13 protein-coding genes and 1 pseudogene are annotated in these 15,077 nt (G+C 71.2%); 11 read left to right on the forward strand and 3 right to left on the reverse strand.

Annotation, left to right across the window (positions count from 1 at the left end; translation table 11 throughout):
* The first annotated feature begins 3 nt into the window (after nt 1-3).
* From pafA to ACWCPY_RS12120, 11 genes are all read left to right on the forward strand, one after another.
* On the forward strand, nt 4-1,365 hold the full coding sequence (pafA, locus tag ACWCPY_RS12070) for a Pup--protein ligase (protein WP_072484408.1): 1,362 nt from the start codon (nt 4-6) through the stop codon (nt 1,363-1,365).
* A gap of 126 nt (nt 1,366-1,491) precedes the next feature.
* A complete protein-coding gene (locus ACWCPY_RS12075) occupies nt 1,492-2,445 on the forward strand; it encodes an FKBP-type peptidyl-prolyl cis-trans isomerase (RefSeq protein WP_451264202.1) in 954 nt (317 codons plus the stop codon).
* A 46-nt stretch (nt 2,446-2,491) separates the two neighbouring features.
* Complete coding sequence (locus tag ACWCPY_RS12080) at nt 2,492-2,866, forward strand: FKBP-type peptidyl-prolyl cis-trans isomerase (protein WP_072484410.1); 375 nt, start codon at nt 2,492-2,494, stop codon at nt 2,864-2,866.
* 115 nt (nt 2,867-2,981) lie between these two features.
* Nucleotides 2,982-3,935 (forward strand): helix-turn-helix transcriptional regulator, encoded by a 954-nt coding sequence (locus ACWCPY_RS12085; protein ID WP_451264203.1) that lies wholly within the window; start codon nt 2,982-2,984, stop codon nt 3,933-3,935.
* A gap of 16 nt (nt 3,936-3,951) precedes the next feature.
* Complete coding sequence (locus ACWCPY_RS12090; RefSeq protein WP_451264204.1) at nt 3,952-4,908, forward strand: helix-turn-helix transcriptional regulator; 957 nt, start codon at nt 3,952-3,954, stop codon at nt 4,906-4,908.
* Between the two features lie 19 nt (nt 4,909-4,927).
* Complete coding sequence (locus ACWCPY_RS12095) at nt 4,928-5,224, forward strand: hypothetical protein (protein WP_451264205.1); 297 nt, start codon at nt 4,928-4,930, stop codon at nt 5,222-5,224.
* 19 nt (nt 5,225-5,243) lie between these two features.
* Nucleotides 5,244-5,441: a hypothetical protein gene (locus ACWCPY_RS12100; protein ID WP_451264206.1), complete on the forward strand. Its 198-nt coding sequence runs from the start codon at nt 5,244-5,246 to the stop codon at nt 5,439-5,441.
* Nucleotides 5,442-5,704: 263 nt separating this feature from the next.
* Nucleotides 5,705-5,998 carry a Sec-independent protein translocase subunit TatA gene (gene tatA / locus ACWCPY_RS12105; protein ID WP_451264207.1) on the forward strand — a complete coding sequence of 98 codons (294 nt, stop codon included), beginning with the start codon at nt 5,705-5,707 and terminating at the stop codon, nt 5,996-5,998.
* Between the two features lie 65 nt (nt 5,999-6,063).
* Nucleotides 6,064-7,014: a twin-arginine translocase subunit TatC gene (gene tatC, locus ACWCPY_RS12110; protein ID WP_451264208.1), complete on the forward strand. Its 951-nt coding sequence runs from the start codon at nt 6,064-6,066 to the stop codon at nt 7,012-7,014.
* 17 nt (nt 7,015-7,031) lie between these two features.
* Nucleotides 7,032-7,940 carry a diacylglycerol kinase gene (locus ACWCPY_RS12115; protein ID WP_451264209.1) on the forward strand — a complete coding sequence of 303 codons (909 nt, stop codon included), beginning with the start codon at nt 7,032-7,034 and terminating at the stop codon, nt 7,938-7,940.
* 44 nt (nt 7,941-7,984) lie between these two features.
* Nucleotides 7,985-10,819, forward strand: coding sequence for a DEAD/DEAH box helicase (locus ACWCPY_RS12120; protein ID WP_451264210.1), 2,835 nt, complete (start codon nt 7,985-7,987; stop codon nt 10,817-10,819).
* 161 nt (nt 10,820-10,980) lie between these two features.
* Here the strand turns inward: ACWCPY_RS12120 and ACWCPY_RS12125 are convergent, their stop codons facing one another.
* From ACWCPY_RS12125 to ACWCPY_RS12135, 3 genes and pseudogenes are all read right to left on the reverse strand, one after another.
* Nucleotides 10,981-12,081: an LLM class flavin-dependent oxidoreductase gene (locus ACWCPY_RS12125; RefSeq protein WP_451264211.1), complete on the reverse strand. Its 1,101-nt coding sequence runs from the start codon at nt 12,079-12,081 to the stop codon at nt 10,981-10,983.
* 206 nt (nt 12,082-12,287) lie between these two features.
* Nucleotides 12,288-13,553, reverse strand: a pseudogene (locus ACWCPY_RS12130) (allophanate hydrolase); the annotation flags it as partial.
* A 9-nt stretch (nt 13,554-13,562) separates the two neighbouring features.
* Nucleotides 13,563-15,068, reverse strand: coding sequence for a helix-turn-helix domain-containing protein (locus ACWCPY_RS12135; RefSeq protein ID WP_451264212.1), 1,506 nt, complete (start codon nt 15,066-15,068; stop codon nt 13,563-13,565).
* Nucleotides 15,069-15,077: the final 9 nt, after the last annotated feature.

Genomic DNA, 15,077 nt, shown 5'->3' on the forward strand with positions numbered 1-15,077 from the left:
GTCATGGACCGCCGCATTTTCGGGCTGGAGAACGAGTACGGCGTCACGTGCACGTTCAGGGGACAGCGCCGACTGTCCCCTGATGAAGTGGCGCGCTACCTCTTCCGCCGTGTTGTGTCATGGGGCCGCAGCAGCAATGTCTTTCTGCGGAACGGCGCCCGCCTCTACCTCGACGTGGGATCGCATCCGGAATATGCAACCCCCGAATGCGACAACCTGACCGAACTGGTCACCCACGACAAGGCCGGCGAGCGCATTCTCGAAGGCCTGCTCGTCGACGCCGAACGCCGCCTGCACGAGGAGGGAATCGCGGGCGACGTCTATCTCTTCAAGAACAACACCGACTCGGCGGGAAACTCCTACGGATGTCATGAGAACTACCTCGTGGCCCGGCACGGAGAATTCTCCCGGCTCGCGGACATCCTCATTCCCTTCCTCGTCACGAGGCAACTGATCTGCGGTGCGGGCAAGGTGCTGCAGACCCCCCGGGGCGCGGTCTACTGCGTCAGCCAGCGTGCCGAGCACATCTGGGAGGGCGTCAGTTCCGCGACCACGCGTTCCCGCCCGATCATCAATACGCGTGACGAACCGCACGCGGACGCGGAGCGGTACCGCCGCCTCCACGTCATCGTCGGTGACTCCAACATGTCCGAGACGACCATGCTGCTCAAGGTCGGCGCGACCGACCTGGTGCTCCGCATGATCGAGGCGGGCACGGTGATGCGGGACCTGACGCTGGAGAACCCGATCCGGGCGATCCGGGAGGTCAGCCACGACACCACGGGCCAGCGCAAGGTGCGCCTGGCCAGTGGCCGTGAGGCGTCCGCCATCGAGGTGCAGCGCGAGTACTACGAGAAGGCCGTCGACTTCGTCGACCGCCGTGGCATCCGCACCGGAACCGTCGCCCGGGTCCTGGAGCTCTGGGGCCGCACCCTCGACGCGGTCGAGGCCGAGGACCTCGACCGGATCGAGACCGAGATCGACTGGGTGATGAAGTACAAGCTCATCGAGCGGTACCGGGCCAAGCACAACATGACCATGTCGCATCCGCGGGTCGCCCAGATAGACCTCGCGTACCACGACATCCACCGCCGTCGCGGCCTGTACTACCTGCTGGAGCGCAAGGGACAGGCCGCCCGTGTCTGCAACGACCTGAAGATCTTCGAGGGCAAGTCCGTGCCCCCGCAGACGACCAGGGCGCGGCTGCGCGGCGACTTCATCCGCAGGGCGCAGGAACAGCGGCGGGACTTCACCGTCGACTGGGTCCACCTCAAGCTCAACGACCAGGCGCAGCGCACCGTGTTGTGCAAGGACCCGTTCCGTTCGGTCGACGACCGTGTGGAGAAATTGATCGCGGGTATGTGAGCCGGCGCAGGACGATCCCGGCCACCGGCGCGACGCGGGCCCCGTACGTTCCTCGTACGGGGCCCTGCGTACGCCCTAGAGTGTCGGGGACTCAACCAACTGTGCCGTCTGAGATCTGAGGAACAAGTGCGCCGACTTGCCGGCCTTCTCGTCGTCCCCCTGTTGCTGCTGACAGCGGCCTGTGGCGACGAGAAGGGCTCCGATTCCGTTTCCGCTTCCGCTTCCGCCGCGTCGAAGGACGGGTTCCCCGCGATCACCGCGGGCGCGAAATTCGGTGAGAAGCCGACCCTTGCCAAGGGCACGGGGAACCCGCCCAAGGAGCTGAAGACGAGAGTCGTCAGCCAGGGGGACGGCGCCACGCTCAAGAACGGCGACGCGATCCAGGTCAACTACCTCGGACAGTCCTGGGACTCGGACAAGCCCTTCGACAACAGCTTCGACCGCAAGCAGCCGTTCGACCTGACCCTCGGCGCCGGCATGGTCATCCAGGGCTGGGACAAGGGCCTGGTCGGCCAGAAGGTCGGCAGCAGGGTCCAGCTGGTCATTCCGCCGGACCTCGGTTACGGCGCCCAGGGCCAGGGCGACATCAAGCCCAACGCCACGCTCGTCTTCGTCGTCGACGTCCTGAAGGCGACGCAGATCCCGGCCTCGGCCAAGGGCACCGAGGTCGCCCAGGACAACATCGACCTGCCGAAGGTCGGCACCAACACGGACGGCAAGGCGCCCAAGGTCACCATCCCGACCAAGAGCGCCCCGCCGACGAAGCTCGTCTCCAACTACATCCTGGAGTCCAAGGGCGACGTCGTGAAGGACACCGACAGCGTCGTCGTGAACTACGTCGGACTGACGTGGAAGGACGGCAAGACCTTCGACAGCACCTACGCCACGGGCAAGACGCAGACCTTCCCGCTCGCCCAGGTGACCCTGAAGGGGCTGAAGAACGGGCTGGTCGGCAAGAAGATCGGCAGCCGGGTGCTGCTCGTCATCCCGCCGGACCAGGGCTTCGGCGACAAGGCGCAGCAGACCATCCCCGCCAAGTCCACGCTGGTCTTCGCCGTGGACCTCCTGGCGAAGATGTAAGACTGTCCCGGTTGCCCAGCAGTTCATCAGTAAGAGGAGCAAGTCAGTGAGCATCGAGAAGCCCGAGATCGACTTCCCGGGTGGCGAGCCGCCGGCCGACCTGGAGATCAAGGACATCTGGGAGGGCGACGGCCCGGTCGCCAACGCAGGCGCCACCGTCTCCGTCCACTACGTGGGTGTGGCCTTCTCCACCGGCGAGGAGTTCGACGCCTCCTGGAACCGCGGCACCCCGCTGCAGTTCCAGCTCGGTGCCGGCCAGGTCATCGCCGGCTGGGACAAGGGTGTCCAGGGCATGAAGGTCGGCGGCCGTCGCCAGCTGACCATTCCCGCGCACCTCGCGTACGGCGACCGCGGCGCCGGTGGCGGCCGCATCGCGCCCGGCGAGACGCTGATCTTCGTCTGCGACCTGGTCGCCGTCTGATCCCCGCCTCCGTGCGATACGAGGGCCCGTGCCGCGAGGCACGGGCCCTCGCTTTTGTCCGGACACCGCGTAGCGGTACGGTCGGGCGTCGTAGAGCGAAACAGAAAGGGCATCGATGGCGATTGCCAAGGCCGAGCGGCTGATGAACCTGGCGCTGTGCCTGCTGGGGACCCGCCGTCCGCTCAGCAAGCGGGAGCTGCGCGGATCCATCGAGGCCTATCTGGAAGCGGGCTCCGACGACGCCTTCAACCGGATGTTCGAGCGCGACAAGGACGACCTGCGCGAGCTCGGCCTGATCATCGAGACCGTGGAGAACCTGGACGGCGAGACGGGGTACCTCGCCCGTCGCGACAGCAACCGGCTGCCCCCGATCACGCTGGACGCCGAGGAGGCCGCCGCGCTCGGGCTGGCCGCCAAGGTCTGGCAGCAGGCGCGGCTGGCCGGCGCGGCCAGCGGCGCGCTGCAGAAGCTGCGGGCCGCCGGGATGCCGGAGGCCGAGGACGCGTACGAGGTGCACAGCGCCCTCGAACCGCGCATCCCCGTTCACGAGGCGGCGTTCGAGCCGCTGATGCTGGCCTGCCGCGACCGCCGCCCGGTGACCTTCGACTACCGCAAGGGCAACGCCGCCAAGCCCGAACAGCGCCAGGTCGAGCCGTGGACCCTGGAGTGCTGGCGCGGACACTGGTACCTGGCCGGCTGGGACCGGGACCGCGGCGCCGAGCGGGTGTTCCGGCTCTCCCGGATCACCGGCCGGGTCCGCTCCCGGGCGGGGGCGTTCACGGCCGGGGTGCCGGACGTCGTGACCGTGCGCGAGACGGTCGAGAGCTGGGCGGGGGAGACGGCCACCAGGACCGCGCTGATCAGGCTGCGCACCGGTGCCGGCTACCCGCTGCGCTCGCGCGCCGTGGCGGTCCGGGAACTCGGGAACGGGTGGGACGAGTTGGAGATTCCTTACGGACACGGCCTGGACGCCTGGCTCGTCGAGTTCGGTCCGGACGTCGTCGTACAGGAACCCGCCGATCTGCGGGCCGATGTGGTGGACCGGCTGCGCGCCGTGGCCAAGGACTGAGAGAGAAACGGCACCCATGGCCACGAACGCGATCGACCAGACCCGCCGGATGCTCTCCCTGGTGACGTATCTGCGCGAGCGCCCCGGCGCCCACGTCCAGGACGTCGCCCGCGCCTTCGGGATCACCGAGGACGAGCTGATCTCGGACCTCGACGTACTGCCCATGTGCGGTACGAGCTTCCGCGGCGGGGACCTGCTGGACATCGACACCGACGGGGACCGCATCTGGTGGCACAACCCGGACGACGTCGCGGAGCCGCTGCGGCTCGCGGCCGACGAGGCGACGGCCCTGCTGGTCGCCGCCCGCGCCGTGGCCACGCTGCCGGGGCTGCGCGAGAGCGACCGGCAGGCGCTGCTGCGGGCCACCGCGAAGCTGGAGACCGCGGCCGGCGAGGTGGGGGCGGCGAGCTCGCGGCTCTCGGTCACCTTCGAGTCCGAGGGCGGCGTCTTCGCCGATGTGGACCGGGCGATCTCCGAGCGGCGCCGGCTCTGGCTGCGCTACTACTCTCCCGCGCGCGACGAGCTCACCGAGCGCGAGGTGGACCCGATCCGGCTGTTCGCCGTGGGGCACACCTACATGGAGGCCTGGTGCAGGTCGTCCGAGGACCGGCGCACGTTCCGGCTCGACCGGGTCGCCGAGATCCGGCTGCTGGACGAGCCGGCCGCACCGCCCGAGCTGGAACTGCGGGATCTGTCCGAGGGGCTCGTCCAGCCGGCCGCCGAGGACCCGGAGGTCGTCGTCGAGGTGGGCCCCGGCGGACGCTGGGTCGCCGAGTACTACCCGCACGACAGCGCGGAGGAACTGCCCGACGGCGGACTGCGGATCGCCCTGCGCACCCCCGACCCGGCCTCGCTGCGCCGGCTCGCACTGCGACTGGGCGGCGAGGGCCGTATCGTCTCCCCGCCGGAGCTGGCGCGGAGCGCACGGCAGGCGGCCCGTGCGGCGCTGGCCGCGTACGACGTACAGGTCTGAGCGGAAACCTGAGGAAGATATGAGCAATATGTCTGTGGTGTCAGGTGTTCCGACCGTGGTGGTGCCCGAGTCCGTACGCTTCAAGGCGGCCTGCCCGGACTGCCGCGAGCGGTTCGAGCTGGCCGCGGCGGCCATCCGTCTCGCCGTGGGCGCGAGCCGCCGGACGACGTTCTACTCCTTCACCTGCCCGCGGTGCGGCACGGCCGTCCGCAAGCCGGCGGGAGAGCGGATAGTCGAGCTCCTCAGCCGGGGCGGGGTGCGGACGCTGCGCCTCCACACCGGCAACCAGACCCCTTCCACGCCGTCGGCCCCCTAGACACATCGAGGCTCTGCGCATGTTCTGGCCCATGCTCGCCATCGCCCTGGGATTTCTCGGGATCGCCGTGCTCGGCGTGCTGGCCGTCAAGGTCTTCATCGAGGCCCAGCGGCTCGGGCACCAGGTGGCGCGGACCACCCGGCGCATCAACCGCGCGGCGGAGGACCTCGAGAGGGCGGCGACGGACCTTGCCGCGACCGGCGAGACGCTGCGCTAGACCTCGCCGCCGCATCCGCCCGTCAACCCCTGTGAGCAGGGCCGATCGATCGGGGCGGGCGCGGCCTCCTGTTTCGCGGGTTCGGAGGGTACGCTGCTGAAGGCGGCCCTGAGAGCGAGGCATGGGCCGTAATCGCAAGGATGCATGGGTATTGCCCTGCGTTTACTCCTGCGGGATACGATCGCTGACGGTAAGAAGATCGGACGTCTGTCCGAGGTTCCATCCGCCCCACCCCTGCTGCCTCGGTGAGAAGGTACACGCATATGTTCGGAAGGCTCGGCGCTCCCGAGATCATCCTGATCCTCGTCGTCATTGTTCTGCTGTTCGGCGCGAAGAAGCTTCCTGACATGGCTCGTTCGCTCGGCAAGTCGGCCCGCATCCTCAAGAGCGAGGCCAAGGCCATGAAGTCCGAGAGCGGCCCGTCGGCGACCCCGGCCGAGCCGGCCGCCAACGACACCGCCCAGGACCAGGCCGCCCAGCGCACCATCAAGGCCGCCCCCGGCGACGTGACCAGCGCGCGTCCGGTCGCGGAGCCGACCGACTCGACCAAGCGCTGACCAGAAACGGGCCGACGCAGGCGCCGCGATCGGTGACGGCCTGCTGCACGAGATGAGGACGTGGGTTGCTCAAGTCTGCCCGCAAGCAGGAGACGGACCCAGAGGGCCGCATGCCCTTGGTGGAGCACCTGCGTGAGCTGCGTAACCGGCTGGCCAAGGGGCTGCTGGGAATCGTCGTCGTCACGATTGTGGCCGCGTTTTTCTACAAGGAGATCATCGAGTTCTTCACCAATCCGGTGCTGAAGTCGGTCGGGTGCGAGTACAGCTTCGCCGAACTCGCCAAGCAGAGGGACGGTACCTGCGCGCGTATCGTCCTGAACGGTCTACTCACCCCCTTCACGCTCGCCCTCAAGGTCTCCCTGACGGCCGGTGTCGTCCTCTCCTCGCCGATCTGGCTCTACCAGCTCTGGGCCTTCGTGGCACCGGGGCTGCACAAGCACGAGAAGAAGTACTCGCTCGCCTTCGTCGGCGCCGGGTTCCCGCTCTTCCTCGCCGGTGGCTTCTTCGCGTACGAGACCCTGCCCACGATGGCGCGGGTGCTCCTGGAGTTCTCTCCGGCCGACCTCGACAACCAGCTGCCGCTGGACGAGCTGCTCGACCTGATCACACGCATGGTGGTGGTCTTCGGGCTCTCCTTCGAGCTGCCGCTGCTGCTCGTCATGCTGAACTTCGGCGGGGTCCTCACCGGCAAGCGGATGCTCGGCTGGTGGCGGGGCATGATCATGGGCATCACCGTCTTCGCGGCGGTGGCCACGCCCAGCACCGACCCGGTGAGCATGCTGGGGCTCGCCGGACCGATCTGGGTGCTGTACTTCGTGGCGACGTTGATCTCGCTCCTCAACGACCGACGCAAGGAACGGGCCGCGGCGGCCGGACCCGACGACGACGAGGCCTCCGAGCTGGATCTCACCCCCGAGGACATCGGAGAGGTCGAATCGGTCTCCTCCAGCAGGGCGTTGCCCACGCAGGCGAGTTCGGACCGGGACCGTGTGAACGGTTACGACGACATCACCTGACCTTGTAGGGTCCCCGGGTGACCAGCGAGATCACCCTTTTCGTCAATCCCACCGCAGGACGCGGCCGGGGCGCGCACGCCGCGCAGCCGGCCGCTTCCGCGTTGCGGGACGCCGGTTTCTCCGTGCGCACGGTGCTCGGTGAGGACGCCGGTGACGCCCTGCGGCGGGCCCGTGAGGCCGTTGCGGCCGGGACCGGTGCCCTGATAGCCGTCGGCGGGGACGGCATGATGTCGCTCGCCCTGCAGGCGGTCGCGGGAACGACGACCCCGCTCGGGGTCGTGGCCGTCGGCACCGGGAACGACTTCGCCCGCGCGCTCGGGCTGCCGATACGGGACCCCGCCGCCGCCGGACGGCTGGCCGCCGAGGCGCTCAAGGGCGGTGCCGTGCGCGAGATCGACCTCGGCCGGGTCGGTGAGCGGTGGTTCGGGTCGGTGCTCGCCTCCGGCTTCGACTCCCGGGTCAACGACCGCGGCAACCGGATGCGGTGGGTCGGCGGACGGTTCAAGTACGACCTCGCGATCCTCGCCGAACTCGCCGCGTTCAAGCCCATCCCGTACCGCGTCAGGCTGGACGGCGGACCGGTGCGGGAGATCGAGGCGACGCTCATCGCCGTCGGCAACGGAACGACGTACGGCGGCGGCATGCGGATCTGCGCCGACGCCGTCATGGACGACGGGCTCTTCGACGTGACCGTCGTCGGGGACTGCAGCCGCACCACCCTGCTCAAGGTGTTTCCCCGCGTCTACAAGGGGACCCACCTCGGTCACCCCAAGGTCACCGTGCACCGGGTCTCCTCGATCGAACTGGCCGCGGCGGGTGTCACCGCGTACGCGGACGGTGAACAACTCGGGGCGCTGCCGCTGACCGCGCACTGTGTGCCGGGTGCGGTCGGGGTGCTCGCGCCGGGTTCTCCCACCGGGATTTAAAGATCGCGTCACTGTCAGAGGCGGCGGGTAGGCTCATAAGCAAGATGACAGAGGACCTCTCACCAGCTGAGCGATACCAGGCTTCTCGGATCCGCGCCGCCGAGCAGGCCACCGCACTCGCGCCCTTCCGCGAGCTGTACGAATTCGATCTGGACCCGTATCAGATCGAGGCCTGCGAGGCCCTGGAGGCCGGCAAGGGGGTGCTCGTCGCGGCCCCGACCGGTTCGGGCAAGACGATCGTCGGCGAATTCGCCGTGCACCTCGCGCTCGAACAGGGCCGCAAGTGTTTCTACACCACCCCCATCAAGGCCCTGTCCAACCAGAAGTTCACCGACCTGGTCAAGCGCTACGGACCGGAGAAGGTCGGCCTGCTGACCGGCGACAACAGCGTCAACGCCGATGCCCCGGTGGTCGTCATGACCACCGAGGTGCTGCGGAACATGCTGTACGCGGGCTCCCAGGCGCTGCGCGGCCTCGGCCATGTGGTGATGGACGAGGTGCACTACCTCTCCGACCGCTTCCGGGGCGCCGTCTGGGAGGAAGTGATCATTCACCTCCCGGACTCCGTCACGCTGGTGTCACTGTCGGCGACCGTGTCCAACGCCGAGGAGTTCGGCGACTGGCTGGACACCGTCCGCGGTGACACGGAAGTGATCGTCTCCGAGAGCCGGCCCGTGCCGCTCTGGCAGCATGTGCTGGCAGGCCGCCGGATGTACGACCTCTTCGAGGAGGAGACCGACCACGGCGGCCGCGGCGCCGGACGCCGTGAGGTCAACCCCGACCTCGTCCGGCTCGCCCGGATGGAGAATCAGCGCGGGTACAACCCGCGTGAGCGCCGCCGCGGCAAGATGGTCCGCGAGGCCGACCGCGAGCGCGAGAGGCGCCAGCGCAGCCGGATCTGGACCCCGGCCAGGCCCGAGGTCATCGACCGGCTGGATGCCGAAGGGCTGCTCCCCGCCATCACGTTCATCTTCAGCCGGGCCGGCTGCGAGGCCGCCGTGCAGCAGTGTCTGCACGCCGGACTGCGGCTCAACGACGAGGACAAGCGACGCCTGGTCCGCGAGATCGTCGAGGAGCGGACCGCGTCCATTCCCGGCGAGGACCTCCATGTCCTGGGCTACTACGAATGGCTCGAAGGACTGGAGCGGGGCATCGCCGCGCACCACGCGGGCATGCTGCCGACGTTCAAGGAAGTCGTCGAGGAACTGTTCGTACGCGGGCTCGTCAAGGCCGTCTTCGCCACCGAGACCCTCGCCCTCGGCATCAACATGCCCGCGCGTTCCGTGGTGTTGGAGAAGCTCGTCAAGTGGAACGGCGAGCAGCACGCCGACATCACCCCCGGTGAGTACACCCAGTTGACGGGGCGGGCCGGGCGGCGCGGCATCGACGTCGAGGGCCATGCGGTGGTGCTGTGGCAGCGCGGCATGGACCCGGGGGCGCTGGCCGGCCTCGCGGGTACGCGCACCTATCCGCTGCGCTCCAGCTTCCGGCCCTCCTACAACATGGCCGTCAACCTGGTGCAGCAGTTCGGGTGGCACCGCTCGCGCGAGCTGCTGGAGACCTCCTTCGCACAGTTCCAGGCGGACCGGTCGGTGGTCGGCATCTCCCGGCAGGTCCAGAAGAACGAAGAGGGGCTGGAGGGCTACCGGGAGGGCATGACCTGCCACCTCGGCGACTTCGAGGAGTACGCGCGGCTGCGCCGCGACCTCAAGGACCGGGAGACCGAACTCGCCAAGCGGGGCGCCACGCAGCGGCGGGCCGAGGCCGCGGCGTCCCTGGAGCGGCTCAAGCCCGGCGACGTCATCCATGTGCCCACCGGCAAGTTCGCCGGACTTGCCCTGGTCCTCGACCCCGGTCTGCCCGCCGGGCGGACCAATGGGCACGGCCACCGCGGGCTCGAATACCACGACGGGCCGCGGCCGTTGGTGCTCACGGCCGAGCGTCAGGTCAAGCGGCTCGCCTCGATCGACTTCCCCGTCCCGGTGGAGGCGCTGGAGCGCATGAGGGTGCCGAAGTCGTTCAACCCGCGTTCCCCGCAGTCGCGCCGCGACCTGGCCTCCGCGCTGCGGACCAAGGCCGGGCACATAGTTCCCGAGCGGCACCGCAAGGGGCGGTCCGCCGCGGCCGACGACCGGGAGATCGCCCGCTACCGGGCGGAGCTGCGCGCGCATCCCTGCCACGGGTGCGCCGAGCGCGAGGACCATGCGCGCTGGGCCGAGCGGTATCACCGCCTGCAGCGCGACACCAGGCAGCTGGAGCGGCGGATCGAGGGGCGGACGAACACCATCGCCCGCACCTTCGACCGGATCGTGGCGCTGCTCACCGAGCTCGACTATCTGCGGGGCAACGAGGTCACCGAGCACGGGCGCCGGCTGGCGCGGCTCTACGGCGAGCTCGATCTGCTGGCGAGCGAGTGCCTGCGGGCCGGTGTGTGGGAGGGGCTGAACCCCGCCGAACTCGCGGCGTGCGTCTCGGCGTTGGTGTACGAGGCGCGGCAGGCCGACGACGCGGTGGCGCCGAAGCTGCCGTCGGGACCGGCGAAGACGGCGATGGGCGAGATGGTCCGGATCTGGGGCCGGCTCGACGCGCTGGAGGAGGACTTCAAGATCAACCAGGCGGAGGGCGTCGGGCAGCGCGAACCCGACCTCGGCTTCGCGTGGGCGGTCTACATGTGGGCCTCGGGGCGGACACTGGACGAGGTGCTGGGCGAGGCGGAGATGCCGGCCGGGGACTTCGTACGGTGGTGCAAGCAGGTGATCGACGTGCTGGGGCAGATCGCGGCCGCGGCGCCTCGGGACGGGAGTTCTGTGGCGCGGAGTGCGCACAAGGCGGTGGATGCGGTCTTGCGGGGGGTCGTGGCGTACAGCTCTGTGGGGTGAGGTGGCCGCACGGTGCGGGTTTCCGGGGCGGGTGCGGGGGTGCGCCTGCGGTGGGCCTGTCCCCTGCCCGCCCCTTCCCGTGACCGTGGGCTCCGCCCCCGGACCCCGCTCCTCGAACGCCGGAGAGGCCGGATGTGCCGGCCTCTCCGGCGCCGTGGCCGTTACGCGGCCGAGTGGGCCGTGTCCCGCTTGGCTACTTCCTCCCGGACTATCGGGATGACGTGGCGGCCGAAGTCGATCGCGTCGTCCAGCAGGTCGTAGCCGCGGGCCGAGAGGATTTCCACGCCCAGGTCGTAGTAGTCCAGCAGGGCCTGCGCCACCGTTTCGGGGGTTCCCACCAGGGCCGTCGAGTTGCCGGCGCCGCCCGTCTCCGCCGCGGTCGGTGTCCACAGGGCGCGGTCGTGGCGCTCGCCCTCGGCCGCCACCGCCAGAAGCCGTCGGGAGCCGGTGTTCTCGGGGTTCCTCAGCGGGTGACGGCGGCTCAGCGGTGTGCCGGCCCGGCGGGCCTTGATCCGGGCCAGGGTGCGGTGCGCCTTCTCCCAGGCCAGTTCCTCGGTCGGCGCGATGATCGGGCGGAAGGCGACCTGGATCCTCGGCACGTCCGTACGGCCCGCCGCCTTCGCGGCCTCCTTCACCGAGGCGATCTGCTCCGCGGTCTGTGCCAGCGGCTCGCCCCACAGGCAGTAGATGTCGGCCTCGGCGCCCCCGGCCGCGTACGCCGCAGGTGAGGAACCCCCGAACGAGACCTGCGGATGCGGCTGCTGTACGGGGAAGGTGTCGCTCACGAAGTCGTTGAAGCGGTAGTGCGTGCCCTCGTGGTCGAAGGGTTCGTGCGAGGTCCAGGCCTTCTTGATGATCCGGATGGCCTCGCGGGTGCGCGCGTACCGCTCGTCCTTGGTCAGGAAGTCGCCCTCGCGCTGCTGCTCGTGGTCATTGCCCCCGGTGATGAAGTGGACGGCGAGACGGCCGTCGCTGATCCGGTCCAGGGTCGCGAAGGTCTTGGCCGCGAACGTCGGATACGAGACGTTGGAGCGGTGTGCCACCAGGATCTGGAGCTTCTCGGTGCGGGCCGCGACGTAGGCGGCGGCCGGTGACGGGTCGGGGGAGCCGGAGCCGTACGCGAACAGCACCCGGTCCCAGCCGTGGTCCTCGTGCGCGCGGGCCAGTGCGAGGGTGTACTCCTTGTCGAAGGACGCCCCGGAGCGGGGGGTCACCTCGGAACCTTCGTTCGTCGCTGCGATGCCGAGAAACTCGACGGGCATGGCGAAGCCTCATCTCGTGCTGCGGGAAACCGGTCGTGGGAAGCGCTGACGTGGAAACGGTCAGCGGCAACACGAGGCGGACCACACTCGACCGAAGTCGATGTGGTCACGGGTGACCAGCCGCAGCTGAGGGCGCATCTGCCCAGTGGAACAGGTGTGTTGGTGGCCAGTCAACCGTTACCGGGGGCAATGGCCGGGACCCGGTCCAGCAGGGCCGCGATCCGGGCCTGTTGTGCGTCGGTGTGCGCCGGGCCGACCAGCATCACGCCGAACGGCAGGCCGTCCACCTCACCGGCGGGGGCCGCCACCGCGCACAGGCCGAGCAGGTTGGTGGAGCTGGTGAACCGGCCGAGGCGGGCATTGCTGCCCACCGGGTCCGCGGCGACCTCAGCGAGGGTGGGATGCCCCGGCGCGGTGGGCAGCAGAAGGGCGTCCGCGTCGCCGAGCGCGGCCGTCGCGGCGGTGCGCAGGACGGCCAGCCGGGCCTGGTCGGCGAAGAGCCGGTGCGCCGGGATGTCGCGGGCCGCGGTGATGATCCCGGCCACCACCGGGTCGAGGCCGGGGGCGTCGGGCGCGCCGTCGATGAAGGCGCCCACCGCTGTATAGCGCTCGGCGACGAACGCGCCGCCGTACAGCATCGCCCCGGCCTCGGTGAACGGCGTCAGGTCGACCGGCCGGAGCAGCGCGCCCGCCGCTCGGAGCCGGGCGGCCGTCGACTCGTGCGCCGCCGCCCGGCCCGGGTCGAGCTCGCCGAGCTGTCCGGTGGGCGGGACCGCGATCCGCCAGGGGCCCGGCGCGCGGGCAGGGCAGGGCCGCGGGGCCGGGCCGGTCATCACGGCCATCGCCCGTTCGGCCTCGGGGAGCGTACGGGCGAGGACGGTGACGCAGTCCAGGCTCGCGCAGGCGGGGACCACGCCGTCCGTCGGGACGAGACCACGGGTCGGCTTCAGCCCGAAGACGCCGTTGAACGCGGCGGGGACACGGCCGGAGCCCGCGGTGTCCGTGCCCAGCGCGAGATCCACGATGCCCAGGGCCACCGCGACCGCCGAACCGGAGCTGGAGCCGCCGCCGACCCGGTCCGGATCCCGCGCGCAGGCCACCGCGCCGTACGGGGATCGGGTGCCGGTCAGGCCCGTGGCGAACTGGTCCAGATTGGTCGTGCCCAGTACCAGGGCCCCGGCGGCCCGCAGCCGGGCCACCACCGGGGCGTCGCGCTCCGGCTCGTAGGCGTACGACGGGCAGCCCGCGGTGGTGGGGAGCCCGGCCACGTCGATGTTGCCCTTGACGGCCAGCAGGCGGCCCGCGAGGGGGAGGGACTCGCCCGCTGCCAGGCGGGCTTCGAGCCGTACTGCCTCCGCCTCCACCTCGCCCCGGGGCCGCAGACCGATCCAGAGCTCGGGGCGTTCGACCGCTTCGATCCGGGCGTGGGCGGCCCGGACGCGGGTGAGGACGGGGGAGGTCGTCGGCGGCACGTTCACTCCTCAGGGCCGGTTCGCCGGGGCGGTGGACAGGCCCGCGCGGCAGGCCAGCTGGAGGGCGAGGCGGACGTCCGGCTCGTTCAGATCGGCGCCCGTCAGCTGGACGATCTTGCGGATCCGGGCGCCCACCGCGTTCCGGTGCAGGTGCAGTGCCTCCGCGGCGCGGGCGGGAGAGTTGTTGTGGTCCAGATAGCCCTGCAGCGTACGCAGCAGCGGCTCGGCGCGCTCGGGGCCCAACGCCAGTACCGGGGCGAGGAGTTCGCTGACCGCCTCGCGCGCGGTGTCGGAGGCGTACCACTCCAGCAGCATCCGGTCCAGGCCCACCGCGTCGTGCGCCGCCACCGCGGGCCCCGCACCGCGCGGCACCGCGGCCCGGGCCTCGCGGGCGGAGGTGCGGATGCCCAGCGGGCCCCGGTGCGACGAGCCCACGCCGCACCGCAGCCCGGCCTCCGGGCGCAGTCCGGCCAGCCGGTCCACCACCCGGCGGGCGCGGGCCAGGGTGGCGCGCCGCCCGTCCGGACCCGGGTCGGCCGGCCAGGTGCTGAGCAGGACGAGGGCGTCGTCGACCAGCGCGGCGTTCCACTGGACGGTGTCGGCGGCCTGTGGCGTGGTGGTGCCGGGGAGCACCGCCGCGCCGTCCCAGGCGCGCAGCAGGGTCAGGGCCTGCGACATCACCGCGTCCAGGGCCTTCGGCCGGTTCGAGGCGTCCAGGCCGCCCGCCTCCACCCGCAGCGCGATGTGCCAGCCGTCCACCGGCAGCGCGAGCGCCCGGCCCCGGGCGGCCAGCCGGGCGGCCTGGTCCTGCGGGGCCACGAGCAACTCGGCGAGCAGCCGCCCCCGGGAGCGCACGGGAACGTCCCCGTGCCCGCCGCCCGCGGCGGCCAGGGCCGCCAGCGCGAGGACGGAGCGCACCGCCGCCCCCGCGTGACCGGGGCGGGCCGGGGCCGCGAGCCGGATCTCACCGTCCGGGCCCGCGGCGGAAGCGCCCTCCTCGCCCGGTCCCGCGGCGCGCAGCTCCACCGGCACGCCCAGGGCACGGCCCGCCGCCGAGGCCACCCGGCCGGGGTCGCCCGCGACGGCCGTCACCTCCCGCGCCGCCTCCGCGACCCGGGCCAGCGCGTCCGCCGCGGACCCGGCCACCGCCCGCTCCACGGCCACCGCGAGGGCCGCGAGGTCCCCGTCGGCGTACAGCACCGCGACCCGGCCCCGCTCGGCGAGCGCCCGCGCCGTCGCCGTCACCTCCGCGGGCAGCCCGTGCGGTGCCTCCGTCACGCCCGTCAGGACCAGCGCGGCGGCTCCCGCCGCGGCCGCGTCCCGCACCGCCACGTCCAGCAGATGGCCCGGCACCGGGGCCAGCAGCACGGCGACCGTCCCGGTGGGGATGGCCGCGAGCCGGTCCGCGCGCGGCTCCAGACGCACCCCCGTGACCTCCACCGCGTCGAGCGGGCCCACCAGCGGACGGACCGCGCCGAGTCCGGGGGAGGAGAGGAGTTCCAGGATCTTCGCCATCCATCCAGT

The sequence above is a fragment of the Streptomyces sp. NPDC002403 genome, assembly GCF_053593015.1.

What these genes read in the sequence shown, in the direction of transcription:
- pafA (WP_072484408.1), top strand. Translation starts at nt 4, where the DNA reads ATGGACCGCCGCATTTTCGGGCTGGAGAACGAGTACGGCGTCACGTGC.
- ACWCPY_RS12085 (WP_451264203.1), top strand. Translation starts at nt 2,982, where the DNA reads ATGGCGATTGCCAAGGCCGAGCGGCTGATGAACCTGGCGCTGTGCCTG.
- ACWCPY_RS12090 (WP_451264204.1), top strand. Translation starts at nt 3,952, where the DNA reads ATGGCCACGAACGCGATCGACCAGACCCGCCGGATGCTCTCCCTGGTG.
- ACWCPY_RS12095 (WP_451264205.1), top strand. Translation starts at nt 4,928, where the DNA reads ATGAGCAATATGTCTGTGGTGTCAGGTGTTCCGACCGTGGTGGTGCCC.
- ACWCPY_RS12100 (WP_451264206.1), top strand. Translation starts at nt 5,244, where the DNA reads ATGTTCTGGCCCATGCTCGCCATCGCCCTGGGATTTCTCGGGATCGCC.
- tatA (WP_451264207.1), top strand. Translation starts at nt 5,705, where the DNA reads ATGTTCGGAAGGCTCGGCGCTCCCGAGATCATCCTGATCCTCGTCGTC.
- ACWCPY_RS12120 (WP_451264210.1), top strand. Translation starts at nt 7,985, where the DNA reads ATGACAGAGGACCTCTCACCAGCTGAGCGATACCAGGCTTCTCGGATC.
- ACWCPY_RS12125 (WP_451264211.1), bottom strand. Translation starts at nt 12,081, where the DNA reads ATGCCCGTCGAGTTTCTCGGCATCGCAGCGACGAACGAAGGTTCCGAG.
- ACWCPY_RS12135 (WP_451264212.1), bottom strand. Translation starts at nt 15,068, where the DNA reads ATGGCGAAGATCCTGGAACTCCTCTCCTCCCCCGGACTCGGCGCGGTC.